We start from the raw sequence: 25,633 nt of genomic DNA, 5'->3' as shown, positions 1-25,633 counted from the left end.
CGGTCATCCTTCTTTACGTCCGTGAGGGGTCGGCGTCTTGTCGCCAGTCACTTCGCGGTACCACAACGCGTGGTGTTTGCGCGCCCAGGCGCGGCTCACCCAACCATGCAACATGGCGCCTACCGAGCCCTTGATCCAGATCCCGGCATAGATGTGCACGATGATGCTGAGAATCAGCACGAAGGCTGCCAAGGCATGTAGCAAGGAGGCAAGACGAATGGCGCCGATGTCGAAGTAATGGCTGAAGTACGCTCGCCAGATCACCACGCCACTGACCAGCAACACCAGCATGCACACCAACAGGGTCCAGAACAGCAGCTTCTGGCCCGCGTTGTACTTGCCGATCGGCGGTACGCCTTCCTCCTTGTTGAGCATCACCCGGTCGATGCGGCGCAACCACAGGCGGTCATTGGCGGTGATGAAGTTGGCACGCCAGAAGCGCAGCACCAGGCCCAGGAAGAACACGAACATCGCTACCCCGATGAACGGATGCAGGATGCGCGTCCATGGGCCGCCACCGAACAGGTGACTCAGCCAGAACAGCGCTGGGTGGAACAGCGCCAGCCCCGACAGTCCAGCGAGCACGAACAGGATCGCCACGACCCAGTGATTGCTCCGCTCGTTGGCGTTGTAGCGCAGGATAGGCTTGTTGTCGTTCATGGCCGCTGCTCCCCCTGCCCGCCGGGCTGTTTAGGATCATAGACATGGACCGACGGGTCCACCTGATGCACGCCATCACCCGGCGGTGCGGGGTGTTCATCCTCCTCGACACGCTGCGGGCCGACCCGCACATAGTGGAAGAATCCAGCCAGCACCGCCGCGCCCATGGCCAGCAGCGCCAGCGGCTTGGTGAAGCCCTTCCACAACCCGACCAGCGGGCTGATCACCGGCTGGTCCGGCAGGCCGGCGTAAAGCTTGGGCGTGTCGGCATGGTGCAACACGTACATGACGTGAGTGCCACCGACACCATCGGGGTCGTACAACCCGGCGTTGTCGTAGCCTCGCGACTTGAGATCGACGATACGCTCGGCGGCATGAACCTTCATCTCGTCCTTGGTCCCGAACACAATCGCCCCGGTTGGGCACGTCTTCACGCAGGCCGGTTCCAGGCCCACGGTCACGCGGTCGGAACACAAGGTGCACTTGTATGCCTTGTGGTCTTTCTGCGAGATCCGCGGAATGTTGAACGGGCAGCCGGTGATGCAGTAGCCGCAACCGATGCAATGGTCCTGGTTGAAGTCGACGATGCCGTTGGCATGCTTGATGATCGCCCCCGGACTCGGACACGCCTTCAGGCAACCTGGGTCTGCGCAATGCATGCAGCCGTCCTTGCGGATCAGCCACTCCAGGTTACCGTCATCGCGCTCGTGCTCGGTGAAGCGCATCAGGGTCCAGGTTTCAGCGCTCAGGTCCTGAGGATTGTCGTAGGTACCATGGTTGTGGCCGACCTCGTCACGCAACTCGTTCCACTCCGAACACGCCACCTGGCAGGCCTTGCAGCCGATGCACTTGGTGGTGTCGATCAGCTTGGCCACTTCCTGCTGCTGGCGTACCGAAGGCGGTACGGTGGTGGTGGCCGAGCGAGCGATGATGTCTTGGCTGGCCATCAGATTTTCTCCACTTTGACGAGGAACGACTTGGACTCCGGCGTCTGGGTATTGCCGTCACCGAGGAACGGCACCAGCGTGTTGGTCAGGTAGCCGTGCCGAGTAGCCCCGGTGAAGCCCCAGTGCAACGGGATGCCGATCTGGTGCACGGTCTGGTTGTTGACCTTGAGCGGGCGAATCCGCTTGGTCACCACCGCTACCGCTTCGATATGCCCGCGCTTGCTCGACACCCGCACCCGGTCGCCCGCCTTGATGCCCTTCTCATTGGCCAACACCTCGCCGATCTCGACGAACTGCTCGGGCTGGGCAATGGCGTTGAGTCGGCAATGCTTGCTCCAGAAGTGGAAGTGCTCGGTCAGCCGGTAGGTCGTTGCCGCGTAAGGGAACTCGTCGTGCTTGCCCAAGGTGTCCCACACCGAATCGAAGATCCGTCCGGCCGGGTTGCTCGTGGCCTTCTGGTTCTGCGGATGCAGCGGGTTGATGCCAATCGGCGTTTCGAACGGCTCGTAGTGCTCGGGGAACGGCCCCTCGGCCATCTTGTCGATGGCGAAGAACCGCGCCACGCCCTCAGGGTTCATGATGAACGGATTCATCCCCGCCTCCGGTGGCGAGTCGACCTTGAAGTCGGGCACGTCGGTGCCTGTCCAGGCCTTGCCGTTCCACCACACCAGGCGCTTCTTCTCCGGGTCCCACGGTTTGCCTTGTGGGTCGCTGGAGGCCCGGTTGTAGAGGATGCGACGGTTGGCGGGCCAGGCCCATGCCCAGTTCTGTACCTGGTGCATGCCATAGGGGTCGCTGTTGTCGCGGCGGGCCATCTGGTTGCCCTGCTCGGTCCAGCAGCCGGAGAAGATCCAGCAGCCGGAGGCGGTGCTGCCGTCATCCTTGAGCTGACCGAAGCCCGACAGCTGCTGGCCGGCCTTGAGCTGCGCTCCGGTCGGGTCGGTGAGGTCGGTCACTGCCCAGCCGTTCATCTCCTTGGCCAGTTCCTCCGGGGATGGCTCTTCGGGGACCTTGTACGGCCAGTTGATGCTCATCAGCGCGTCCGGGAAAGCACCGCCTTGGGCCTGATACCGCTTGCGCAGGCGCAGGAACAGTTCGCTCATGATGTGCACATCGGTGCGTGTTTCGCCCGGGCCATCGGCGCCTTTCCAGTGCCACTGCAACCAACGACTGCTGTTGACCAGCGAACCATCTTCCTCGGCGAAACAGGTGGTGGGCAGGCGGATGACTTCGGTCTGGATGTTGGCCGTGTCGACATCGTTGAACGGCCCGGCGTTGCGCCAGAACTCCGAGGTTTCGGTGGCCAGCGGGTCCATGATCACCAGCCACTTGAGCTTGGCCAAGGCCGCAGTGACGCGGTTCTTGTCCGGCAACGCGGCAATAGGGTTGAAGCCCTGGCACATGTAGCCGTTGACCTTGCCCTGCCCCATCATCTCGAACATGCGCAGCACGTCGTAGGCTGGTACGTCGAGCTTGGGTAGCCAGTCGTAGCCCCAATTGTTCTGCGCAGTTGCATTGGCGCCGAACCAGGCCTTCATCAAGCTGACATGGAACTTGCCGTAGTTCTGCCAGTATGACAGCTGGCCGGGGCGCAACGGTTTGGAGGCGCGCTTGTCGATGTAGGCGGCGTAGTCCTGCTCGGCGTCACCAGGCAAGGTCAGGTAACCCGGCAGCGAGTTCGACAGCAGGCCAAGGTCGGTCAGACCCTGGATGTTGGAGTGCCCGCGCAGGGCATTGACCCCGCCCCCCGGCATGCCAACGTTGCCCAGCAGCAACTGCACCATCGCGGCGCTGCGGATGATCTGCGCACCGATCGAGTGTTGCGTCCAGCCCAGCGCGTAGAGGATCGTCATGGTCTTGCCCGGTACCGAGCAGGTGGCGATCTCCTCCCAGATTTTCATCATGGCGTCCTGCGGCATGCCACAGGTCATGCTCGCCACTTCCGGTGTGTAGCGGCTGTAGTGCTGCTTCATCAGTTGATAGACACATCGCGGGTGCTGGAGCGTCGGGTCGACCTTGGCGAAGCCATCTTCACCCAGCTCGTATCCCCAGCCGGATTTGTCGGCATACACACGCTTGGCCGCATCGTAGCCGCTGAACAGCCCGTCCTCGAAACCATAGTTTTCTTTGACGATGAACGACACGTCGGTGTAGTTGCGCACGTATTCGTGCTGGATCTTGTCGTTGCTCAGCAGGTAATTGATCAGCCCGCCCATGAAGGCGATATCACTGCCGGTGCGTATCGGCGCGTAGTAGTCCGCCACCGAGGCGGTACGGGTAAACCGCGGGTCGACCACGATCAACCGCGCCTTGTTGTGCGCCTTGGCCTCGGTCACCCACTTGAAGCCGCAAGGATGCGCTTCTGCTGCGTTGCCACCCATCACCAGGACCAGATTCGCGTTGGCGATATCTGACCAATGGTTGGTCATGGCGCCACGGCCGTACGTCGGGGCAAGACTTGCCACCGTCGGGCCATGTCAGACACGCGCCTGGTTATCGAACCCCAGCATGCCTGTTGCGCGGATGACCTTGTGGGTCAGGTAGCCAGCCTCGCTGGAGGCGGCGGATGCAGCGAGAAAACCAGTGGTGAGCCAACGGTTGACCGTCTGACCCTGGGCGTTTTTCTCGATGAAGTTGGCGTCGCGGTCCTGCTTCATCAGGTCGGCGATGCGGTCGAGCGCATCATCCCAACTGACCCGTACCCACTCCTTGCTGCCCGGCTTGCGCACCTCAGGGTACTGCAGGCGACTGGCGCTGTGGATGAAGTCCAGCAGGCCAGCGCCTTTCGGGCATAGGGTGCCGCGGTTGACCGGGTGATCGGCGTCGCCTTCGATATGGATGATGTTCTGTTTGACGTTCTTGCCCGCATCACCCTGGCTGTACATGATCAGGCCGCAGCCGACCGAACAGTAGGGGCAGGTGTTACGCGTCTCGTGGGTGTGCGCCAGCTTGAAGTGGCGCACCTGCTCGGCGAAGGCTGGCGTCGGGGCCATGCCCAACGCCGCCAGGCTCGAGCCTCCAAGGCCGACGGCGGCGACCTTGAAGAACTGCCGACGGTTGAGGTCCATCGTGTACTCCTGATCAGGTGTGAGCGCGCGGGACTTGGCCGGCGCCTCTGGTAGTCACGGTGGTGGCAAATAGATGCCGCCAACCGTTAAGACTAGACAAGATTCATGGAAGTGCGATGACGTGGGTCATGGGGGGAGTCGTTGGGTATGTCTTGGGCTATTCAGTGCACATGAGATCGAGCGCCGACCGCCCGCGCATCGCATCGCATCGCATCGCGAGCAAGGCTCGCTCCTACGTTCGTTTTGGGCCAGTTATGCCAGTGCGATCTGCACGTTACCGCCGTACGCCACAGACGAAATTGGCTGAGAAAAAGGGAGCGAAGCGCCGCGCGGGCGGCGCTCGTTCTGATGGGCGCTGACGATCCGGTGGCAAGCACCATGGAGGTGGGATGCAGGCTTTTCAGCACTCTGGCAGGTTGCGCACCACGTTCAGCGCCGCGCTGCTCTGCGCAACTGGCATCATTTCTACGGTATTGATGTTCACATGGGCCGGTTGCTCGGCGATCCAGGCAACGGTGGCAGCAATGTCTTCGGGCTGAATTGCCTGCACGTCGCGATACAGCGCCTCCACCGCGGCCAAGTCACCGTTCAGGCGCACCACCGAGAAGTCGGTACCCGAACACAGCCCAGGTTCGATGTTGCTGACGCGCACGCGGGTGCCTGCCAGATCGGCGCGCAGGTTCAAGCTGAACTGGCGGACGAAAGCCTTGCTGGCACCGTACACGTTGCCACCGGGGTAGGGATAAGTACCCGCAATCGAGCCGATGTTGATGATCATACCGCTGTCGGCCTTCACCATCTGCGGCAGCACGGCATGGGTAACCATGGCCAACCCGGTGACATTGGTGTCGATCATGCGCTGCCAGTTCTCGGCACTGCTGACCTGGGCACGCTCGATGCCCAGCGCCAGCCCGGCGTTATTGACCAGCACATCGATGCTGGGCGCCGCCTCGTTGATCTGTTCTACCGCAGAAGCAATCGATCGGGCATCGGTGACATCCAACGTCAGCGGGATGAAATTGTCGCCCAGTTCCGCTTCCAGCTCCTGCAGTTTGTCGGTGCGCCGGGCGCCACCGATGACGCGGTAGCCCTTCTTGACCAGGGTTTGGCAGATGGCACGGCCAAACCCAGAGGATGCGCCGGTTACGAATGCTGTTTTCATCAGGGATCTCCAGAAGTCAGGGGGTCAGGCCAGGTATTTCACGCCCAGGCTGGTGAACAGGCACAGCATCGAGAACACGAGGGCCTTGCGTACCACCTCGTTGCCTTTACGGATGGCCAGGGCGCTGCCCATGTGGTTGCCGAGGATGTTGCAGGCCACCAGGGGCACGGCCAGGAGATAGACCACCTTGCCCGCCATCACGAAAGCCACCAGTGCACCGATGTTGGAGGCAAAGTTGAAGGTCTTGGAGTTGGCCGAGCTGGATACCAGGTCCATGCGCAACAGGTAATGGAACGCGATGATGAACATGCTGCCGGTACCTGGTCCGAAGAAGCCGTCGTAGAAGCCGATCACCAGGCAGGTCAGTGGCACCACCGTGTAGAGCATGCGCGTCGACAGCTCGCGTTCTTCGACAGGTCGATCTTTAGGGGTAAGGAAGATCAGGATGCCGAAAGGGATCAGTGCGAGGATGATCTTGCCCACAGTCTCCTGGGAGATCGACACGATCAGGTGGGCCCCTAGATAAGCACCGAGCAGCGAGAACGGTACACCGACCAACGCCACCTGCCAGACCATCTTGCTGTTGGCCAGGAAGTTTCTGATGGCCGCCAGGGTTCCCAGCGTACTCACCAGCTTCTCCTGGCCCAGGGCGACCTGGGGCGGCATGCCGACCAGCAGAAACCCTGGGACCAGAAACAGCCCACCGCCCCCAGCGATGCTATCCACGAAGCCAGCGATGAAGGCGATTGCGCCCAGCAGCAAAATCGCCAACAGCCAATGTTCCGCCCAGAAGGCGCCTAACAGTTCCATAGCAGTGTGTCCGTCGAGTGGTGGAGAGGGTTACGAGAGAACTTCGTAGAGGTGGTCGGCCCGGGCCAGGCGAACCCGGTTCAGGTCATTGACCGCGAACAGTCGCAACAACCAGCGGTCGGCGCCGTCGTTCTGTGGCTCGAAGCCATCACGGGCATGCAGCACGCGCTGGTTCTTGAAGATCATGAAGTCGCCTGGCAGTAACAGGTGCGGCTCATCGAAGCGGCGGGTTTCCAACAGACTGCGCAAACTGGCCAACGCTTGTTCGGCACGCAGGTTCAGGCCATGGGTATTCTCGCTGTCGAAGCGGCACAACCACTCGCCGGATTGACCGCGTACCAGCACCGGCAGCTCGGCCGTGCGACGGCGGTTACCCGTGAAGGAGTCCGGACGGCGAATCTCGAACTGCGGCAGGCACAGTTCTCGCACCGTGGCCATTGGCAGGGCTGCGATCACGGCATCGAGGTTGACCAGGGTGGTGCTGATGCGCGGGTCACAGCGCATACCGAAGAACGACAGGTACTCCGGGCAGCAGGACGCCTCGCCGATGGGCTCGGAGGACAATGGCAGGTCAGGGTTGTCGACGTGATAGGAAAAACGCAGTCGGGAGCCATGCGAGCTCTTGTGACTGGAGGAACTACGCGCCGGGATGACATGGCGGAACAGCCGGCCGTCGTTCTCGCCTTCGTAAACGATCGGGTGGATGCCCATCAGGCTCTGCATGGTCAGGCTGACCAGGCAGGCAACCGGCGTGCTGCGCGGGCTGAGTACGCCGGAGTACGGCGTTGGCGGCACATCGCGGTCACGGGGGCAGTTGCGCACGATCAGGGAGGTCAGGTCAGGGTTTTCGACGAAGTGATGAATCTGCTGACACAGCGCCTTGCCCAGCACTTCCTGCGCCTGGTCCTTGAGTTGTGGATAAAGGTCTTTGCTGGTCTCGAAGTCGAGCGGCGTGTTGTTCAGCAAGGTTTGCCAGGCACTGGAGACGACCCAAGGCAAGCGAATCTCCAGTGAGGCCTGAGTTTCGGCTGCTTGTTGCAGGTGTGCGCTTTCCATTTCGAGTGATATTCCATTGAACTAGCTTGGGGCCATTCGTTGTCGTGCTAAGCCGGGCAGAGGCGGCAGACGTCGTTATTTTTTGAAGCCGTTCACAACAATGCGATGACAGGGCGTACGTCCGAGCGGCGCAGGCACATTGCATCGACTCAATCATTGTAATAACGGAAAATGACTCGATTCAATTAAATTTTTACAATGATTACGCACAAAATTGCACCGACTCAATCAAGCCATTGATTTCAAAAGATTTCAACATGGTCTGGCGAAGAGCCGGCACCCTACCACCCGCCTTGGACCGGCGAGAACGCGCCTTCGTATCGACCGATCACAGAGCAGAACCGATGCAATAGAGGTAATTAACCCGTAGGAAATTGCAATTACCTCTATAAGACCATTCGTGCTAGGCTTCCGCGTTCTCGCAGATTCTGGTGCCATTTCTATGTGGGTTCCTCACTACAGCGACCTGTCGCAACCGGTCTACCTGATGATCGCCGACGCCCTCGAACAGGACATCGGCAGCGGTCGTCTTGCAGCTGGCGATCGCTTGCCAACACTCAAGGACCTGGCCGAGGCGTTGAGCGTGACCCCTGGCACCATCGGCCGGGCTTACGACGAAGCTGCCAAGCGCGGCCTGGTGGTTGGCGAGGTCGGCCGTGGCACCTTCGTGTTGCAGCGACAGTCCGCGACACCCACGCCTGCGCTACAGACGGTGCCTGCAGCGCAGAAAGGCGACAGCAGCCAGGTCGACCTCTCGATCATCAAACCCAACGACGCGCACATGGCCGACTGGCTGCGCGGCGCGATCAATGCGCTGGCCGACGCCCCCGATCTTGCGCAAGTGCTGGACTACGTCACCGAAGGTGGCCATGCGACGCACAAGCAAGCGGGTGCCGCCTGGATCCAGCGCTGGTTGCCCGAGGCCCGCTGGCAGCAGGTGGTGCTGACCTCTGGCGCGCAGCATGGCCTGCTGGTAGCCATCAGCAGCCTGTCGAAAAGCGACGATGTGATTCTGTGCGAGTCGTTCTGCTACCCCGGCATCATTTCGCTTGCGCACAGCATGGGTCGCCGTCTGCGCGGTGTGGCGATGGACGAGCACGGTCTCATTCCGGAGGCGCTTCGTGCGGCCTGTCGCGAGCATCGCCCTGCCCTGCTGGTTTGCGTGGCGACCCACCAGAACCCGACCAACTCGATCATGCCCCGCGAGCGACGCGAAGCTATCGCTCAGATCGCGCGTGAATTCGACCTGTTCATCATCGATGACGACATCTACGGGTTTCTTGAACCGAACCCCGAGTACGAACCAATGGCCGCCTATGCGCCCGAGCGCTCGGTGTACCTGACCAGCCTGTCCAAGAGCGTGCTGCCGGCGCTGCGCATCGGCTACCTGTATGCCCCGCCGCAGACGCTGTCGCGGCTGTCGTCGATGGTGCGCAGCAGCGTCTGGATGCCTTCGCCACTGATGGCCCAGCTGGCCAGCAACCTGATCAACAGCGGCAAGGCCGATCAGTTGATCCAGGTCCAGCAGAGCGAAGCCGCGGCGCGACAGCAGATGGCACGGGAAATCCTCGGCCAGTACAACATTCGCAGCCAGCCCAACAGCTTCCACATCTGGCTGGAATTGCCCGAGCCCTGGACCAGCGACGAGTTCGCCAACCTGGCGCGCAACAATGGGGTGACGGTTGTCAGTGGCAGCCAGTTCCTGCCAGAGCGGACCTCCGCCACCTGCGGCGTGCGCATCGCCTTGATGACACCCAGCCGCCAGGAACTGAGCTTCGCCTTGACCAAGCTGGCCAGCCTGCTGGATTCGCCGGAGCCGCGGCTGTTCTACTGAACCTTCACGGTTCAGGGCGCTCCAGCGTCAGCTCGACCCGTCGATTCTTCGCCCGCCCTTGCGCATCGCTGTTGTCCGCCAGCGGCTGGGTGTCGGCCAGGCCAACAGCGGTGAGCCGGACGCCGGCGATGCCTTGTTGCTGCAGGTAGCGCACGACGCTGCCAGCCCGTGCGCCAGAGAGCTCCCAGTTCGACGGGTAGCGAGCATTGCGGATAGTGCGATTGTCGGTGTGGCCAGCAACGATTATCCGGTGGGGGATACCGCTCAATACCCGCGCCAGACGCTGGAGGGCTTGCAGCCCCCTGGGATCGAGGTCGGTCTGCCCGGAGTGGAACAAAATGCTGCTGTCGATGCGGAAACTGATGCTGCGTTCATTGCGGATCACTTGAATGTCACTGCCCAGCTGCTCCAACGGCAGTCCAACCAGTGGGTTACTTTCGGTTTCCGGGGCCGAAGGAATAGGCTCCTCGGCGATGGGTTCTGCTTCGGCTACAGCTTGCTGCTCTGGCGCAATCTGTGCAACTCGCAGTAGAGCGCCTGGCGGCTCAACGCGGATCAGCTGGGCAACATCAAGCGACTGGGAAAGGCCAGACGGCATTTTCGTCGGCTGGTTGCGGCTGATCATGGCTTGGGCGAGCATGGCCAGGACCATGACCAGCAACAGTGTCATCAGGTCCAGGTAGGTCATCATCCAGCCCTCGGCATCGGTCTGCGCTGCCGTATCGCCCAACCAGGCCGGCGCAATGGCCGAGCGCTTGAGGTTACACTGCCGTTCGCGAGCTTTCATCAGTTCGACTTCAAGCGCGCGCTGATGCGCTAGCCAGTGCCGATTGTCGGCCACACTATTGTGCGAGGCATTGAGCAGGCTCATGGGCGTTTGCGCCAGACCGCGAACAACGTGGGGTCGATACGCCGGGCACTTTCTTCCTGCAACTCGTCCTGCTGTTGATCGACCAGCGTCTTCAGGGTTTCTCGCATCAGCCCTGGGCTGCGCTTTCTGGCCATCATCGAGATGCCTTGCAGAATCATGTTCATCAGCACCACCCGCCGCTCGGTACGCCGCTCGAGCTTGACCGCCACCGGCTTGAACAGCAAGTTGGCGAGCAACACGCCATACAGTGTGGTGGTCAGGCTCATCGCCATCTGCCGGCCGACATTACCCAGGTCCCCATCACCCAGCACGAAGACCATGTTCACTAGGCCGACCAAAGTGCCCAGCATGCCAAAGGCCGGGGCATAACTGGCCATGGCGCGAAACATCTGCGCTTCGGCCTGTTCCTTGGCCCGCAAGCGGGCGAGGCGCCATTGCATGATCTCGAGGATGTCCTCCTCCGCCACCTGGTCGACCAGCAGCTGCACGCCGGAGCACAGGAACGGGTTCTGCACCTGCGCCAGCGCCTTCTCCACCGCGCGGCTGTCGCCATCGACCCAGCGCCGGGCAAGGCTCACCAGATCATCGATATCGTGCAGCGCGCGCTCGCGCTCTATGCGCATGACGGTGACCAGCAGGCGCCCGATGCGGCGAACCTCGGCCAAGGGGTAGCTGATGCAGGTGGCCGCGAAAGTCCCCCCTAGCACGATGGCCAGGCTGGGCAGGTCGATGAGCAGCGAAGGCTGCTGCGCGCCGTACATGATCAGCACAGCTAGCAATAGCAGGCTGGCGAACAGGCCGATCAGGGTCGATGGGTTCATGGACACTCCGTGGACGGCCCCCGGCCGTTGACAATGATGCATCGCTTTATAGCGGCAAGGGCCGCCAGGCAAAGGGGCTAATACAGCCACTTTTAGCGGCGAGTTTGCGTGACGGGACGTGCTGATCGTGGTGAGGAAGCACCAGGGCAAATTTTTTTTGGTGCGGCGCTAAAGGTGCGTTTTTCAAGCGCCGATGTTCGCGCTGTCAGCAAGACCAAGGCGCTGTATGTGTGGAGCGCCAGACCCGTGCTTGTCACAAGTGCCCAACCACGAAAAGGAACCACAAGATGTCTGTCATCAATACCAACATCACATCGCTGATTGCTCAACAGAACCTGAGCGCTTCGGAAAGCAGCCTGAGCACCTCGATCGAGCGCCTGTCCTCTGGCCTGAAGATCAACAGCGCCTCCGACGACGCCGCCGGCCAGGCCATCGCCAACCGCATGAGCTCGCAGATTACCGGCCTGGAGCAGGCGAGCAGCAACGCCAGCGACGGCATCTCCCTGGCACAGACCACCGAAGGCGCGCTGGACCAGGTCAACGACAACCTGCAGCGTATCCGTGAGCTGGCGGTTCAGGCAGCCAACGGCACCAATTCCCAGTCCGACCTGCAGTCGATCCAGGACGAAATTACCCAGCGCCTGGACGAGATCAACCGCATCTCTGAACAGACCTCGTTCAACGGCGTGTCCGTACTGGCCAAAGACCAGACCATCAGCATTCAGGTAGGCGCCAACGACGGTGAAACCATCGAAATCTCGCTGAGCGAGATCAACGCCGAGACGCTGGGCCTGGGCGATTTCAACGTCAACGGCTACGACACCACCCTGACCGCAGTCACCCTGAACGACGCGTCGGGTACCGCGATCACCTCCACCAATACCAGCTACGTTGACAGCTCGGGCACCACCGTCAGCGGCGGCACCCTCTCTCAAGACGCCGACGGCAACTACTTCCTCACTGTGGGTGGCAAGACCTACGCCGCCGAGGTGGACACCACCACCAGCGGCACCACCACTACCGCGACCATCACCATCGACACCGACAACGCGGTCACCAAGAAGTCCACCAACACCCTGACTTCGCTGGATAGCGCACTGAATACCATCGACTCCATGCGCTCGGACCTTGGTGCAATCCAGAACCGTTTCGACTCGGCGATCACCAACATTTCGACCACGGTAACCAACCTGACGTCCGCCCGCTCCGGGATTCAGGATGTGGACTACGCAACTGAAGTGTCGGCCATGACCAGCGCGCAGATCCTGCAGCAAGCCGGTACCTCGGTGCTGTCCCAGGCCAACTCGATGCCGCAGCAGATGCTGTCGCTGCTGCAGTAAGGCTAACGCTCGGCGATCTCTGGTTGCCTGGAAGGCGCGGCGCGAGTCGCGCCTTTCTTGTTTAGGGGGTATTCAGGCCTGAACGATTTGCATACCCCTGCAAACCGCATAATCCCAAGGTCGAGCGGTGCCTTATCGGTGCTTTGCCCAGCCAATGCCAGCGCTAGCATTTGGGCTTGATATCCTAAGCCATAAGACCGTATCCCATGTCCAAGCCCCAGCGCGCTCGACCCCCTAAATCCCGCCAAGCTCCCGCGCCCTTGAACCTGGGCGATGCGCAACGTATTTGCCAGCGCCGCCCCGATGACGCGCGAGCCTGGCAAAGCCTGGGCAGCCTGCAACTGGCCGATGCTCCGGAGCAGGCCCTGGCCAGTTACGAACATGCTCTGGCACTCACGCCAGACGATCCATTGGCACTTGAGCTGGTGGCCAAGGCGGCGCAGAAGCTGGGCGACTTCGACCGTGCCCTGGCCCTCGCCACGCGGGCCATTCAGCTCATGCCTGACTGTTCTGCGGCGCACCATCGCCTGTCCACCCTCTACTTCGAAAAAGGCCAGTTCAAGCCAGCGCTTGATCACATCGAGCACGCCCTCCAGACTCAGTCCAACGACTACCGCTTGTTAGCACGCAAGGGATTGACCCTCAATCGTCTCGACCGATTCGGTGAAGCCATCGAAGTGTTTCGCCTACTCATAGAACGGGAGCCGAAGGACTACAGCCATTGGAACAATCTGGCCAACCTGTACAAGGACATCGGCCAGTTGAAGTTGGCTGACCAGCATTATCGCCGGGCCATCGACTTGGCCGGGCGCAAGGATGTACTACCCTACTCCAACCGTCTGACCAGCCTGCACTACGATCCAACGCGAAGCCGCGAATACATCTTCGAAGCGTGCAAGGAATGGCAGACACGTTTCGGACCGGCCAGCGTCCCTCCTCGCCCGCTTTCCGACAACCTTTCGCCGGACAAACCGCTGCGGATCGGCCTGGTTTCCGATGGCCTGCGCCAACACCCGGTCGGCAACATGATCGTCGGCGTGCTCGAACGTCTACCGCGCCACCAGTTCCAGTTGCTGGCCTACAGCAGCAGCCAGGTCAGCGACCACCTGACCCGACGGATACGCGCGCGTGTTCAGGGTTGGCAGTCGATCAAGCACATGGACGATCAACGCCTGGCGCAACAAATCCGCGACGACCGCATCGATATCCTCATCGACCTCAGCGGCCACAATGCCGGCAACCGCATGGGCACGATGGCCCTGCAGCCTGCACCCTTGCTGGTAAAATGGGTTGGAGGGTTGATCAACACCACCGGCCTGGATGCCATCGATTACCTACTGACCGATGCCCTGGAATCACCGCCGGGCGAAGATGCGTTCTACACCGAGAAGCTAATACGCCTGCCGGACGACTACATCTGCTACGACCCGCCGGTCTACACGCCGGATATCAAACCGCTGCCGGCATTGAGCAACGGTTTCGTCACGTTCGGCTGTTTCAACAACCCCACCAAGATCAACGACCAGCTGCTGACGCACTGGGCAGACCTGCTGCACACCGTTGCCGATTCAAGGCTGCTGCTCAAGGGCGCAGCGTTCGCCAACCCTGAACTGCGCGCGCATGTGCAACGCGTCCTGCAGGAACGCGGCATCGCCCCCGAGCGGGTGCAGGCTGAGGGGCCGGTGGGCCACAAGAGCCTTCTGGAGAACTACAACCGCGTCGATATCGCGCTCGATCCTTGGCCCTATTCAGGCGGGCTGACCACCTGCGAGGCCCTCCTGATGGGGGTTCCGGTGGTGACCTTGCCCGGCCCTACCTTCGCCGGGCGCCACTCCACCACTCATCTGGTCAATGCCGGCCTGCCCGAATTGGTGGTCGACAGCTGGGAGGCTTACGTACAGCGCGCTGCATCGCTTGCCCGCGATCTGCCAAGCCTTGCAACTATCCGTAAGCACCTGCGCGACAAGTTGATGAGCTCGCCGGTCTGCGACAGCCAGCGATTCGCCTCGCATCTGGGTATCGCCTTGCGAGCCATCTGGCAGCGCCACTGTGCCGCCAAGCCCGCAGCCGCCCTGACACTGAACAAGGACGGCAGCGCCTGGTTCGAAGGCGAGCACAACCCCGTGCAGCTTCTGCACCCCGCTGCGCCTGCTGCGCAAAGTGAGTTCAGCTTCAGCTTCCAGGGTCGGATCATCACCCTGGACCATGGTGCATCCCTGCTGGGTTCGCCGCGCTATGTTTCGCTGCAGCGTCTGGGCGTGCTGTCGGCCATCGCCTTCGACCCCACCAGCCGCATCGGCAACGCCGGCCAGCTTAAACAGCTTGGAGAGCTGCATTATTACCCAAGCACCGCCCTGGGCAACGGCCGTCCCACGACACTACGCGCTTGCCTGGACCCGGCGCTGAGCGCCACGCTCGAACCGTTGCCAGCGCCAAGCAGAGGGCCGATGCCGCAGGTGCTGGCCCGCCTGAAAATACCGACCCTTCGACTGGATGCCATCGAAGGGCTCGATGCACTGGACTGGCTGCTACTGGACAACCTCAACGACAGCCTGGCCTCCATCGACCATGGCACAGGCACGCTGGCCAGAACCTTGCTCGTGCAGGCACGCTTCAACTTTTCCCCCACCCATGAAGGCCAGCCGAGTATCACTGACCTGTGTCAGCGGCTCATGCCGCTCGGCTTCAGCTTCTACCGGTTGCACAACCTACAGTATCGAAGCTACGCGACCAACGACCCGGCCAGTACAACCCTGGGCGCGTCGCAGTTGGTGAGCGCCGACGCGTTGTTTCTGCCCAGCAAGGAACGCATGGCCAACCTTGGCGAAAACCCACGGCGCAAGTTGGCGTTTCTGCTGCACACGGTCTACGACGCGAAAGATGCAACGTTGCAATTGCTGCGTGGGCTGGGAGACGACATTGCCGAGCGCTACCTGAAGCACTGCCAACTCAACCTAACCGCGACCGATACCTCTCGCGCTGCGCAGCCGACAGACGCGCCACCCGCGCCCCAGGTACCCTTGCAGGAGCCACAACTGACATTCCCTGCGCAAGTGGCCAAGTATGTCGAGTCGATCTACGCCGAGGCTTCAGTCATTCTCGAATATGGCAGCGGAGGATCCACCCTGCTGGCCGGCCGCACGACAGGCAAGACTGTGTACTCGGTGGAGAACGACCTGCGCTGGGCCGAACAGATGCAGCACCTGATCGACACGGCCAACCTGCCTTCACCACCGCGCATGCACCCGGTCGATGTCGGTGCGACCGGCGCCTGGGCTCGGCCTCGGGACGCCTCGGCTTGGAAGCGCTTTCATCGTTACCCGCTGCAGGTCTGGGACCAGGCAGATTTCCAGGCGCCCGACGTCGTGCTGATCGATGGGCGCTTTCGCGTTGCCTGCTTCGTCACCGCGTGCCTGCGCATCACCAAGCCCACCATCGTGCTGTTCGACGACTATCTTGACCGCCCGCACTATCATGTGGTCGAGCGCCTGGCAACGCCCACGGCGCGGATCGGACGCATGGCTCGTTTCGACTTGCAGCCGATGACCGACATCCCCCGGGAAATGCTGACCTGGATGGTGTCGAGCTATAACGAGGTGGCCTACGCCAGCTAAGCGACGCTGATACGACCGGGGCTGATTCAGCCCCGGCCCATGGCGCGGTAGGTCAGGCCGGCGTCAGCGGCGGCGCGAGGATCGTAGAGATTGCGCCCATCGATGACCACGCCACTGCCGAGTTGCTGCCGTAGCCAGCCGAAGTCGACACTGCGAAAGGCTTTCCACTCTGTACAGATCACCAAGGCATCGGCGCCCTTGACCGCCTGGATCCGGTCCCCCGCCAGCAGCAGGTCGTCACGCTCGCCATACAGACGTCGACACTCCTGCATCGCCTCAGGGTCATACGCCTGTACCCTTGCGCCGCAGGCCCACAGCGCCTCCATCAGCGCACGACTGGGTGCGGCACGCATATCGTTGGTGTTGGGCTTGAACGCCAAGCCCCAGACAGCGATGGTCCTGCCTTCGAGGTTGCCACCCAAGGCGTGCTCCAGTTTCTTGAACAACGCTGTTTTCTGGCGCTGATTGATTGCTTCAACCGCGTGAAGTAACTGGGGTTCGTAACCCACGGCCAGGGCTGCACGGCTCAGGGCCTGAATGTCCTTGGGAAAGCAGGAGCCGCCATAGCCGCAGCCTGGATAGATAAAGTCATAACCGATACGAGGGTCGCTACCAATGCCGTGTCGGACCTCCTCGATGTCCACGTGCAGGTGCTCGGCCAAGTTGGCCATTTCGTTCATGAAGCTTATCTTGGTTGCGAGCATGGCATTGGCGGCGTACTTGGTCAGTTCGGCAGCTCGCAGACTCATGAACATCAGCTTGTCGTGATGACGGTTGTAGGGAGCGTAGCATTCGCGCATCAAGCGCATGACCGTTGGCGACTCGGTACCAACAACGATGCGAGCGCCGCGGGTGAAGTCCTCGACGGCCGCCCCTTCCTTGAGAAACTCCGGGTTCGAGCAGACCTCGAACGGCAGGTGGAGGCCGCGTGTCGCCAGCTCGGCGGCGATGGTAGCCTGCACTTTCTCGCCGGTACCGACCGGCACGGTGGACTTGCCCACGACCACCTTGTAGCCCCCCATGTAGCGACCGATGTCCCTAGCCACCGCCAGCACATACTGAAGGTCGGCCGAGCCATCTTCATCGGGCGGAGTGCCGACGGCGATGAACAGCAGTTGGGCAAATGCAACGGCCTGTTCAGCGTCGCTGCTGAAATGCAGGCGCCCCGCGCGTAGGTTGGTGGCCAGCAGGGTATCCAGTCCGGGTTCATGGATAGGCACCTCGCCCGCCTTCAGGGAGTCGACACGCAGGGGATCTATGTCCATGCACATCACATCATGCCCTGCATCGGCCAGGCATGCGCTCGCCACCAGCCCCACGTACCCAGAACCGAACACGCTGATTTTCATGGTTATCCTAAAGGTCAGTCCGCAAGTTTCGCACGCAGGCGGGCGATGGCCTGGCTGTGCAACTGGCAGACACGGGATTCGCTGATCTTCAGCACATGGCCAATCTCGCGCATGTTGAGCTTTTCCTGGTGATACAGCGCCATCAGTAGCCGTTCGCGCTCGGGCAAGCTCTCGATCGCGCGTATCAACAACGTTCGGTTGCATTCATCGAGCAGCGCATTGATGGGGTTGCGCCCATGGGTTTCGAGGGTTTCCAGGTGGTCTTCGCTGACCTGGTCGATGGGCAGCATGTGGCTGCCATTGGTATCGCACAGCAACTGGTGGTATTCGCCCAAGGACATCCCCATGGCGGAGGCGATCTCGCGCTCGGTGGGCGAGCGCCCAAGGCTCTGCTCCAGCCGATAGAGAGTGTCCGAGAGCAGCCGCGCCTGGCGCCGCACACTGCGAGGCGCCCAGTCCCGGGAGCGCAGCTCATCGATCATGGCCCCGCGAATACGATGCAGGACGAAGGTGCCGAAGGTAGTCCCTCGGGTTTGGTCGTAACGGGTGATCGCATCGAGCAGGCCGATGCTTCCGGCCTGAATGAGATCATCCAGATCAATGCTGGGCGGCAGCTTCGTCTTAAAGTTCAGTGCATGCCGTTTGACCAAGGGCAAGTACTGCTGTAGCAGTTCCTGTTGGTACATCTTGCCTTGTGCCGTATACATCGTGCGCGCCTGTGAAGAACCCATATGGCGATGAGGTATCCGCGCCGATTGCGAACCGAACGCAGCCTCAGGGGTAACACCGGGATTATCAGCGCCGCGTGCTGGCGGCGAAGCCGAGAACAACCCTGTGCTTTCAGGGCTATTCGTCGGTTAGCCGGCGTCAGGCCCCAGGCGCGCCGATGATACTGGTGATCCGTAAGGTGCGGTCTTCGGGTATTTCGCTCAATGCGATCACCGCCAGCTGACGCAGACGCCGGCGCAGAAAACGTGACAGCACCGGGCGCAGGCGATTGGGCACCACCAGTACGGCCGGTTCGCTGTTCATTTCCTGACGCTTGAGAGCCTGGGTGGTTTCTTTCATCAAGGTATCGGCCAGGCTCGGCTCCAGCGATCCGCCATTGCCAACCGCCTGCATCACTACCTGCTCCAGGTTGAAGTCCAGGCCGATGACGCGCAGCTCCGGCTTGTTGGCGTAGTACTGGTTGACGATGGAGCGGCCCAGCGCGATGCGCACCAGCGCCGTCAGTTCGGCGATGTCCGGCGGCGGCTGTCCCCCCCCGTGCTCGGCGAGGGTGTCGAGGATGGTGCGCATGTCACGAATCGGCACGTTCTCTTCCAAAAGGTTCTGCAAGATGCGTTGCAATTGCGTCAGCGTAAGCAACTTGGGCACCACCTCGTCAGCCAACCCTTTGCTATCGTTGCCCAGCTTGTCCAGCAGCTTCTGCACCTCGCCACGCCCCAGCATGTCCTTGGCATGCTGATGCAGCAGATGATTCAGGTGGGTGGCCGCCACGGTACTGGCATCGACCACGGTGTAGCCGTAGATCTGCCCATGTTCGCGCAGGTTCTGGTCGATCCAGATGGCGGGCAGGCCGAACGCCGGGTCCACCGCCTCCTTGCCTTCCAACTGGCCAGTGACCTTGCCGGGGTTGATCGCCAGCCATTTGCCGGGGTAGATCTCGCCGCGCCCCACTTCGACGCCCTTGAGGCTGATGATGTAGGTGTTGGGCGACAGTTCGAGATTGTCACGTACATGAATCACTGGCGGCAGAAAGCCCACATCCTGCGCGAACTTCTTGCGCAGGCTTTTGATGCGCGTGCTCAGTTCACCCTGTTGACGCACATCCACCAATGGAATGAGGCGATGGCCCACGCGTAGGCTAAGGGTGTCCACCAGTTTCACGTCATCCCAACTTGCCTCGCTGCTCTGCACAGCCGCCTTGGGTTGGGCGACCGCCACAGGGGCCTGTTCGGCCAGTTGCTCCTGCCGGGAGAACCACCACCCTAGCCCGCCCAAGAGGGCTGTCAGCAGCAGAAACACCAGATTGGGCATACCTGGCACCAAGCCCAGCAACCCCATCACACCGGCCGTCATCATTAGCATTTTCGGACGGCTGAACAGTTGGCCGATCATCTGCCGGCTGACGTCCTCCTCAGTGTTCACCCGCGAAACCATGACGCCCGCAGCGATGGAAATTACCAGGCCGGGAATCTGCGCCACCAGACCATCGCCAATGGTTAGCATGGTGTAGGTGTGTGCCGCGTCAGCAAAGCTCATGTCGTGCTGCAGCAGGCCGATGGCCAGGCCGCCGATCACGCAAACCGCCATGATGACCAAGCCGGCCACGGCGTCGCCACGGACGAACTTGCTGGCACCGTCCATGGAGCCGAAGAAGTCGGCTTCCTGGGCGACTTCCTTGCGTCGTTTGCGGGCCTCTGGCTCACCGATCAGGCCGGCATTGAGGTCGGCATCGATGGCCATTTGTTTACCGGGCATCGAATCGAGGGTGAAGCGTGCACCCACCTCGGCGATACGGCCCGCCCCCTTGGTGATCACCATGAAGTTGATGGTGACCAGAATCAGAAACAGCGCCAGCCCTACCGCGAAATTGCCGCCGACAAGAAACTCCCCGAAAGCCTCGATCACCTTGCCGGCAGCGTCGGTGCCGGTATGGCCATGCATCAGGATCACCCGCGTCGAAGCCACGTTCAGCGAAAGACGCAATAGCGTGGTAAACAGCAGGACCGATGGGAATGCGGAGAAGTCCAGCGGCTTCTCGGTGAGCATGCTGACGATCAAGACCATGATTGCCAGGGCGATGTTGAAGGTAAACAGCAGGTCAAGAATGAAACTTGGCAACGGCAGGATCATCATCGACAGGATGAGCACGATCAGCACCGGGCCGGTCATGATCTTCAGGTCGACGCCCGCTGGCCAGGCGTCGCGACGTAACAGGTCAGTCAGGCCTTTCATGGGTTCTGTGGGTCCTCGGTTTTCCTGGCGCGTCGTCCGGGCCGGTCCATGCCATCCGGAACGTGCAGATTTAGCGGAGTGGGCGGAATGGGCCCACCTTGTTCGCTGACGCGCTTGAGGCGGATGGCCCAGGCCACCACCTCGGCGACAACGGTATAGAGTTCCATGGGAATCTCCCGGTCGAGGTCCACATGGAAATACAACGCACGCGCCAGCGGTGGCGCCTCCAGAATGGGCAGGTCATGCTCCTGGGCGATCTCGCGGATACGCAGCGCCACGGCATCCGCCCCCTTGGCGAGCACGCGCGGGGCGCCATCCTTGTCCTTGCGGTAACCCAGGGCGACCGCGAAATGGCTGGGGTTGGTCACCACCACATCGGCCTTGGCCACCTTGCTCATCATGCGTCTGCGCGCACGGGCCTGCTGCAGGCGCCGGATGCGCGCCTTCACATGGGGATCACCGTCTGAGTTCTTGTGCTCCTGACGCACCTCTTCCTTTGACATCCGCAGGTTCTTGGCGTAGGTCCACAGTTGGTAGGGCGTGTCCATACCGACCACGACGATCAGGGCGGCCACACAGGTGGCACAGGCCTTGGCCGTCAACGCCATGGTCGTGACCAACGCCTGTTGTGGTGGTAGCTTGGGCAGGCCAAGCAACTGGCCAATATGGGCATCCAGGAACAGGTACAACACCAGGCCGATCAGTGTGGCTTTGGCGATGGCCTTGGCAAGCTCCACCAGCACTTGCATGGAGAACAACCGGGCCAAGCCGCTGATCGGGTTGACACGGGAAAGACGTGGCCGGGCCGCCGCGAGGGTGACGACCAGTCCGCCAAGCAACGTCGGCGCCGCCAAGGCCGCAAACACCATCAAGGCGAAAAAGGGAACAAGGGCCAGCAGTGCCGCCTGACCAAGCGCCCAGCAGGTGGCGAGCATGCGTGCCGAGTCGAACAACTGCACCCGATCGAACAGTAATGCCCGCTCCACGATGCCGCCGATCTGGTCGTAGAGATGCCCGCCCATGACCCACAGCCCACCGATACCGGCCAGCAACATGACGAACGTGGTCAATTCGCGGGAACGCGCAATCTGCCCTTCTTCCCGGGCTTTTTCGATGCGGCGCGGCGTAGCCGCTTCGGTCTGGTCTTCTCTGCTGGTCTCGGCCATGATCATTCAGGCAACAGCGGCCACCCGGGCAGTTCAGGGGCCGCTATTGTGGGCAGGCATCCGGCACGGCGAACCAATGAAAAAACGCCTTTATGCTTCGCTATTGCTGGGTTTGCACTGGTTCGGCGGCAGGCATCTGGATGCCGTATTCATCCTGGGAGAGGATGCGCTGCGCGACCTGGCTGTCGAGGACGATGATCTCGATCCGTCGATTGGCCGCGTCATACGGCCCGGCCCCACGAAAACGAATACGGTCGGACATGCCTGAGACCCGCAACAGTTTGTCGGGATCGAGCCCGCCAGCTACCAGTTCCTGGCGCGAAGCCTTCGCGCGGTCGGCAGACAACTCCCAGTTGCTGTAGGTCGCCTCGCCACCTGGGTAGGGATGGCTGTCGGTATGGCCGCTGATCTGGATCCGGTTGCGCAGTTCATTGAGTACCGGCGCGAACGTGCGCAGCAGTTGGCTCATGTACGGCGCCACTTTGGCGCTGCCTAACTCGAACATCGGGCGTTTGTCGGTATCCAGCAATTGCACACGCAAGCCCTCTGGGCTCAGCTCGATGGCGATCTGCTGTTTCAGTTCGCGCAGCTTTGGATCGCGTTCAACGGCATCCTCCAGTCGTTGCTTGAGGGCTTGCAAATGGCGCCGCTCTTCGCTGGACAACTGATGCGGCCGCAGTTTACGGACCCTTTCGCCCTGCGCCAGAGCGGGGTCGGTTCCCCCTCCGGGAATCGCGCTGGTGCTGGCACTGCTCTTGTCTCCGTTAGCCAATGCCACCAGCAATGGGGTGCTGAAGTACTGAGCAATGGCTTCCTTGTCGCCCTTGCCGGCATTGGACAGCACCCATAGCACCAGAAACAGCGCCATCAGCGCCGTCATGAAATCGGCGAAAGCGATTTTCCAGGCGCCACCGTGGTGGCCTTTGGCAGCCTTCTTCTTGCGTCGAATGATGATCGGCTGGTCACTCATGCTGGCGCCAGGCCCGATTGGCCGGAACCGCCCCGCACATAGCTTTCCAGCTCTTCGGCCGTAGGCCTTTCACTGCTGTGCAGGGTCTTGCGGGCGAACTCCACAGCCAATTGAGGGGGAATGCCCTGCACATGGGCAAGCAAGCTCACACGCAGGCAGTGAAGCATCTTGGTCGACTCGCCGGTCTGTCGCTCGATGCGACTGGCCAAAGGTGCAACGACCCCGTACGCCAGATAGATGCCGAGAAAGGTCCCGACCAATGCGTGGGCAATCATCAGGCCCATCATATCGGGCCCGACGTTGACCGCGCTCAAGGCTTTGACGACCCCCAGCACCGCTGCAACGATACCGAAAGCCGGCAACCCATCACTGATTTTGTACAACGCATCAGCGGGCAGATGTGCCTCGTGCTCGTACTCTTCGATCTCGTGTTGCATTAACTCGTCGAGCTCATGGGCCTGGACAGACAGACTGATGAGCAGACGCAGGTAATCGACGATGAAATTGAGCACCAGTGGGTCGTCGAGCAGCTTGGGGTGCTGGGAAAAAATAGGGCTTTCGCGCGGGTTGTCGATGTCCCGCTCCACGGCCAGCAGGCTTTCCCGCCGGGCCTTGCCCAGCAGGGTGAACATCATGGCCAGAAGGTCCATATAGAAGGACTTGTCGTAGCCGGTACTGCGCCTGAATGTCGAGATAGCGCCAAGTGTCGCGCGAATGGCCTTGCCATTGTTCGCCGCGATGAAGGCGCCGATCGCCGCCCCGCCGATCATCAGCAATTCAGTGGGTTGATACAGCGGCCCCAGGCTGCCACCAGACAGCACGAAACCACCGAATACCGAAGCCAGCGCTACAAACAGTCCCAATACGATAAGCACGTCGCCGCTCCTCAGGTTTCCGTGAAAGACGGCTGAAGATCGGCAACGGCGACTGCCAACTTGAAAAAACTTGCCCTGGCGCGGCCTAAACCCAGCGCCCGTGCTGGCGGGTCATCGCTGAGTCATCGGGCGCAGGCTGTCCAGGGTGTCATTTTCGATATCTCGGCGCTTCAAGGTCTTGCCCGCCCGGGACGGCGGCTGACAAATACCACACACGTAATTCTGAGTCGGCGAGTAGGAGTGGGTGATGAACTTGCCCGAGCAGCACGAACAACGAATCTGCTCAAGCATGCCATTCTCGACGAATCGCACCAGTGTCCAGGCTCGCGTAAGCCCCAGGACTCGCTCACCCTCGGCATCGCTCGCATGCTCCATATACAGGCGATACGCCTTGATGAAGGCGTCGATCCTGTGGCCGCCGATCTCCAGCAGGCTGCAATAGATGCTGTAGAACAGTGAGGAGTGGATGTTCGGCAGCCAAGTCACGAACCAGTCTGTAGAAAACGGCAACATGCCCTTTGGCGGAGGCGCTCCACGTACTTCCTTGTACAGACGTATGAGCCGTCCCCGACTGAGCGATGTCTCGGTTTCCACAACCTGAAGGCGTGCCCCCAACTGAATCAGCTCGATGGCCAGATGCACCTGCTGCATCTCGGTGACCAGACTTTTCTCGGACATGTCTCAGCCGCCGCTGCTGTGCATGCCTTCCGAACGGTCGGCAGCCGCCATCAGCAGAGAAGTGTGAAGTTCAACCATCCCGAGCTCGCGCGAGTTATCCAGAGCCCTTGAAATTCGCTCGGCCTCCTCGAAGATAGGCCGGCAGATGAGTTGGTTGGTCCTGGACAGCTGAGTCATCTGCTTGCTGCTCAGCTGGGTCAGCAAGTCCGCCATGTTGTCGTTAAGTTTCAGCCTGAACATCGCGACTTCCCGATCCTTGCGCAACAAGTTCTGCGCCAGCAGCAAGTAGGACAGGTTCAGCTCCTGGATGTCTGCTAGGTCTTTATTAGTGTTTGGCAACTTTATCCCCTTTTTCGATAGTGACTACCGCCCCGGCACGCCATAAAGATGAAGCCATACACACTCGCCCTGCGTTCGAAATGACCAATGCCTCTACGTGGGCTTTACAGCCTTTCTTGCGGCGTTCCTATGTGTTGAGCATGCGATGCTCCCTTTCGAGGCACCGATAAATTTTTCTCACCGCTCAAGTCTCGAGCCGGCCGCCCGATAACTGATATCGGAAGACCTTTACTAGTATTTACCAAAGAAGTGTTAAGTACGGTTAAGGGTGTGTTTTTTGAACGCCACCCCAGGCGTTCGTTAGCAAGCTAATGATGTCTTATTGATTCTATCGGAACAAGAGATGGCTAAGTGATATTACCTTTGCACCATTCACACGATAGGCATTGTCCAGCTCGCCTTTTTTCCGGCTGACTTGCATTAGTTGACCCAAGTAATTCTGCCGGGCATGCAGGAAGCTACTGACTTTGGCATCCAGCTCCAGAATTTCGGTAACAAGCTCAAGCTTGCGCGCCCTCCCCTGCTCGTCGAGTTCCGCCTGGTTCTCCGCACGCTGCAGACTGGCTGCGTCAATTAGTCCCTGCGACTTCAGGATGAAGATGCCATCCCAGTCACTGTTTTCCGCGCATGCGAGCATGCGGTGTGACTGTTCCAGCAGTCTTTCATAGGCAGCGATCACTTGTGCTTGCAGCATATCTACCGTTAATCCTCCGTTTGCGGGCCAATCGCGTTCCAAGCCGAGGCGATATTGCCCAGAAGCTCCGCGGCGGCGGTTAGGGACTCTTCGTTGTTTTCAAGGTTGGCACGTAGCAGCAGGCGTACGACGAAGTCATAGAGATCGTCCAGTTGACGGGCTATGTCGCCGCCTTGCTCCAGGTTCAGTGATGCCCGCAGCCCCCGACTCACGATATTGATCGCACGGGTGATGGCCTTGCCCTTTTCCGGGATGTTGCCGGCCTGCATGTGCAAACGGGCAAGACGAAGGGAGGCCTGGTAGTGGTCGAACAGCATGGTGATGCGCTGATGCGGTGAAGCAGCAAGAATGCCGCTCTCCAGGGCCACCCGGGCATAAGCACTGGCGTCTTGGGCGCAGATCATCTGGCGGACTCCGC

Annotated in this window: 21 protein-coding genes; 3 read left to right on the top strand and 18 right to left on the bottom strand. The window is 61.1% G+C overall.

Going from position 1 to position 25,633, the window contains the following annotated elements:
• Positions 1 to 3: 3 nt before the first annotated feature.
• From C4Q26_RS14590 to C4Q26_RS14560, 6 genes are all read right to left on the bottom strand, one after another.
• Positions 4 to 660, bottom strand: coding sequence for a formate dehydrogenase subunit gamma (locus C4Q26_RS14590; RefSeq protein WP_023382610.1), 657 nt, complete (start codon positions 658 to 660; stop codon positions 4 to 6).
• A complete protein-coding gene (gene fdxH / locus C4Q26_RS14585) occupies positions 657 to 1,607 on the bottom strand; it encodes a formate dehydrogenase subunit beta (RefSeq protein ID WP_104883237.1) in 951 nt (316 codons plus the stop codon). The genes C4Q26_RS14590 and fdxH overlap by 4 nt, the downstream gene beginning before the upstream one ends.
• Entirely contained in the window at positions 1,607 to 4,675 is a 3,069-nt protein-coding gene (fdnG, locus tag C4Q26_RS14580; protein WP_148299938.1) for a formate dehydrogenase-N subunit alpha, read from the bottom strand. The genes fdxH and fdnG overlap by 1 nt, the downstream gene beginning before the upstream one ends.
• A 400-nt stretch (positions 4,676 to 5,075) precedes the next feature.
• Positions 5,076 to 5,837: an SDR family NAD(P)-dependent oxidoreductase gene (locus tag C4Q26_RS14570; protein WP_027907535.1), complete on the bottom strand. Its 762-nt coding sequence runs from the start codon at positions 5,835 to 5,837 to the stop codon at positions 5,076 to 5,078.
• A 24-nt stretch (positions 5,838 to 5,861) separates the two neighbouring features.
• Complete coding sequence (locus C4Q26_RS14565) at positions 5,862 to 6,647, bottom strand: TSUP family transporter (RefSeq protein ID WP_023382615.1); 786 nt, start codon at positions 6,645 to 6,647, stop codon at positions 5,862 to 5,864.
• A gap of 30 nt (positions 6,648 to 6,677) precedes the next feature.
• Positions 6,678 to 7,703 (bottom strand): TauD/TfdA family dioxygenase, encoded by a 1,026-nt coding sequence (locus tag C4Q26_RS14560; protein ID WP_023382616.1) that lies wholly within the window; start codon positions 7,701 to 7,703, stop codon positions 6,678 to 6,680.
• A gap of 442 nt (positions 7,704 to 8,145) precedes the next feature.
• Between C4Q26_RS14560 and C4Q26_RS14555 the strand changes: the two genes are divergently transcribed.
• Positions 8,146 to 9,537 carry a PLP-dependent aminotransferase family protein gene (locus C4Q26_RS14555; protein WP_104883236.1) on the top strand — a complete coding sequence of 464 codons (1,392 nt, stop codon included), beginning with the start codon at positions 8,146 to 8,148 and terminating at the stop codon, positions 9,535 to 9,537.
• 4 nt (positions 9,538 to 9,541) lie between these two features.
• Here C4Q26_RS14555 and C4Q26_RS14550 read toward each other — a convergent pair whose 3' ends face one another.
• Both C4Q26_RS14550 and C4Q26_RS14545 read right to left on the bottom strand, forming a co-directional pair.
• Positions 9,542 to 10,408 (bottom strand): OmpA family protein, encoded by an 867-nt coding sequence (locus C4Q26_RS14550; protein WP_104883235.1) that lies wholly within the window; start codon positions 10,406 to 10,408, stop codon positions 9,542 to 9,544.
• On the bottom strand, positions 10,405 to 11,229 hold the full coding sequence (locus tag C4Q26_RS14545) for a motility protein A (protein ID WP_104883234.1): 825 nt from the start codon (positions 11,227 to 11,229) through the stop codon (positions 10,405 to 10,407). Before C4Q26_RS14545 ends, C4Q26_RS14550 begins: the two co-directional genes overlap by 4 nt.
• 287 nt (positions 11,230 to 11,516) lie before the next feature.
• Here C4Q26_RS14545 and C4Q26_RS14540 point away from each other — a divergent pair, with 287 nt between their 5' ends.
• Together C4Q26_RS14540 and C4Q26_RS14535 are read left to right on the top strand one after the other, a co-directional pair.
• On the top strand, positions 11,517 to 12,569 hold the full coding sequence (locus C4Q26_RS14540) for a FliC/FljB family flagellin (RefSeq protein ID WP_104883233.1): 1,053 nt from the start codon (positions 11,517 to 11,519) through the stop codon (positions 12,567 to 12,569).
• Between the two features lie 206 nt (positions 12,570 to 12,775).
• A complete protein-coding gene (locus C4Q26_RS14535) occupies positions 12,776 to 16,183 on the top strand; it encodes a tetratricopeptide repeat protein (protein WP_104883232.1) in 3,408 nt (1,135 codons plus the stop codon).
• Positions 16,184 to 16,209: 26 nt separating this feature from the next.
• Here the strand turns inward: C4Q26_RS14535 and C4Q26_RS14530 are convergent, their stop codons facing one another.
• The 10 genes from C4Q26_RS14530 to fliS all read right to left on the bottom strand — a co-directional run bounded on the left by C4Q26_RS14530 (position 16,210) and on the right by fliS (position 25,619).
• On the bottom strand, positions 16,210 to 17,532 hold the full coding sequence (locus C4Q26_RS14530) for a UDP-glucose/GDP-mannose dehydrogenase family protein (RefSeq protein ID WP_104883231.1): 1,323 nt from the start codon (positions 17,530 to 17,532) through the stop codon (positions 16,210 to 16,212).
• Positions 17,533 to 17,546: 14 nt separating this feature from the next.
• Positions 17,547 to 18,239 carry an RNA polymerase sigma factor FliA gene (locus C4Q26_RS14525; RefSeq protein WP_104883230.1) on the bottom strand — a complete coding sequence of 231 codons (693 nt, stop codon included), beginning with the start codon at positions 18,237 to 18,239 and terminating at the stop codon, positions 17,547 to 17,549.
• 160 nt (positions 18,240 to 18,399) lie between these two features.
• On the bottom strand, positions 18,400 to 20,493 hold the full coding sequence (gene flhA, locus C4Q26_RS14520; protein ID WP_104883229.1) for a flagellar biosynthesis protein FlhA: 2,094 nt from the start codon (positions 20,491 to 20,493) through the stop codon (positions 18,400 to 18,402).
• On the bottom strand, positions 20,490 to 21,659 hold the full coding sequence (gene flhB, locus C4Q26_RS14515; protein WP_104884049.1) for a flagellar biosynthesis protein FlhB: 1,170 nt from the start codon (positions 21,657 to 21,659) through the stop codon (positions 20,490 to 20,492). The genes flhA and flhB overlap by 4 nt, the downstream gene beginning before the upstream one ends.
• A 100-nt stretch (positions 21,660 to 21,759) precedes the next feature.
• Positions 21,760 to 22,629 (bottom strand): flagellar motor protein MotB, encoded by an 870-nt coding sequence (gene motB, locus C4Q26_RS14510; protein WP_104883228.1) that lies wholly within the window; start codon positions 22,627 to 22,629, stop codon positions 21,760 to 21,762.
• Positions 22,626 to 23,504 (bottom strand): flagellar motor stator protein MotA, encoded by an 879-nt coding sequence (gene motA, locus C4Q26_RS14505; RefSeq protein ID WP_104883227.1) that lies wholly within the window; start codon positions 23,502 to 23,504, stop codon positions 22,626 to 22,628. Before motA ends, motB begins: the two co-directional genes overlap by 4 nt.
• Before the next feature lie 111 nt (positions 23,505 to 23,615).
• Complete coding sequence (gene flhC, locus C4Q26_RS14500) at positions 23,616 to 24,182, bottom strand: flagellar transcriptional regulator FlhC (protein WP_104883226.1); 567 nt, start codon at positions 24,180 to 24,182, stop codon at positions 23,616 to 23,618.
• 3 nt (positions 24,183 to 24,185) lie between these two features.
• Positions 24,186 to 24,521, bottom strand: coding sequence for a flagellar transcriptional regulator FlhD (flhD, locus tag C4Q26_RS14495; RefSeq protein ID WP_104883225.1), 336 nt, complete (start codon positions 24,519 to 24,521; stop codon positions 24,186 to 24,188).
• Between the two features lie 328 nt (positions 24,522 to 24,849).
• Positions 24,850 to 25,215 carry a flagellar protein FliT gene (locus C4Q26_RS14490; protein ID WP_104883224.1) on the bottom strand — a complete coding sequence of 122 codons (366 nt, stop codon included), beginning with the start codon at positions 25,213 to 25,215 and terminating at the stop codon, positions 24,850 to 24,852.
• A gap of 8 nt (positions 25,216 to 25,223) precedes the next feature.
• Positions 25,224 to 25,619 carry a flagellar export chaperone FliS gene (gene fliS / locus C4Q26_RS14485; RefSeq protein ID WP_104883223.1) on the bottom strand — a complete coding sequence of 132 codons (396 nt, stop codon included), beginning with the start codon at positions 25,617 to 25,619 and terminating at the stop codon, positions 25,224 to 25,226.
• Between the last annotated feature and the right edge of the window lie 14 nt (positions 25,620 to 25,633).

This window comes from Pseudomonas sp. SWI44 (assembly GCF_002947915.1).
Taxonomy (GTDB): domain Bacteria; phylum Pseudomonadota; class Gammaproteobacteria; order Pseudomonadales; family Pseudomonadaceae; genus Aquipseudomonas; species Aquipseudomonas taiwanensis.
The sequence above is the reverse complement of the archived record's forward strand: the minus strand, read 5'-3'. Positions and strand labels throughout refer to the sequence as shown.

Bases quoted from the DNA above. Each gene is read 5' to 3' on its own strand.
- C4Q26_RS14590 (WP_023382610.1), bottom strand. From the start codon at position 660: ATGAACGACAACAAGCCTATCCTGCGCTACAACGCCAACGAGCGGAGC.
- fdxH (WP_104883237.1), bottom strand. From the start codon at position 1,607: ATGGCCAGCCAAGACATCATCGCTCGCTCGGCCACCACCACCGTACCG.
- C4Q26_RS14570 (WP_027907535.1), bottom strand. From the start codon at position 5,837: ATGAAAACAGCATTCGTAACCGGCGCATCCTCTGGGTTTGGCCGTGCC.
- C4Q26_RS14565 (WP_023382615.1), bottom strand. From the start codon at position 6,647: ATGGAACTGTTAGGCGCCTTCTGGGCGGAACATTGGCTGTTGGCGATT.
- C4Q26_RS14560 (WP_023382616.1), bottom strand. From the start codon at position 7,703: ATGGAAAGCGCACACCTGCAACAAGCAGCCGAAACTCAGGCCTCACTG.
- C4Q26_RS14555 (WP_104883236.1), top strand. From the start codon at position 8,146: ATGTGGGTTCCTCACTACAGCGACCTGTCGCAACCGGTCTACCTGATG.
- C4Q26_RS14550 (WP_104883235.1), bottom strand. From the start codon at position 10,408: ATGAGCCTGCTCAATGCCTCGCACAATAGTGTGGCCGACAATCGGCAC.
- C4Q26_RS14545 (WP_104883234.1), bottom strand. From the start codon at position 11,229: ATGAACCCATCGACCCTGATCGGCCTGTTCGCCAGCCTGCTATTGCTA.
- C4Q26_RS14540 (WP_104883233.1), top strand. From the start codon at position 11,517: ATGTCTGTCATCAATACCAACATCACATCGCTGATTGCTCAACAGAAC.
- C4Q26_RS14535 (WP_104883232.1), top strand. From the start codon at position 12,776: ATGTCCAAGCCCCAGCGCGCTCGACCCCCTAAATCCCGCCAAGCTCCC.
- C4Q26_RS14530 (WP_104883231.1), bottom strand. From the start codon at position 17,532: ATGAAAATCAGCGTGTTCGGTTCTGGGTACGTGGGGCTGGTGGCGAGC.
- C4Q26_RS14525 (WP_104883230.1), bottom strand. From the start codon at position 18,239: ATGTATACGGCACAAGGCAAGATGTACCAACAGGAACTGCTACAGCAG.
- flhA (WP_104883229.1), bottom strand. From the start codon at position 20,493: ATGAAAGGCCTGACTGACCTGTTACGTCGCGACGCCTGGCCAGCGGGC.
- flhB (WP_104884049.1), bottom strand. From the start codon at position 21,659: ATGGCCGAGACCAGCAGAGAAGACCAGACCGAAGCGGCTACGCCGCGC.
- motB (WP_104883228.1), bottom strand. From the start codon at position 22,629: ATGAGTGACCAGCCGATCATCATTCGACGCAAGAAGAAGGCTGCCAAA.
- flhC (WP_104883226.1), bottom strand. From the start codon at position 24,182: ATGTCCGAGAAAAGTCTGGTCACCGAGATGCAGCAGGTGCATCTGGCC.
- C4Q26_RS14490 (WP_104883224.1), bottom strand. From the start codon at position 25,215: ATGCTGCAAGCACAAGTGATCGCTGCCTATGAAAGACTGCTGGAACAG.
- fliS (WP_104883223.1), bottom strand. From the start codon at position 25,619: ATGATCTGCGCCCAAGACGCCAGTGCTTATGCCCGGGTGGCCCTGGAG.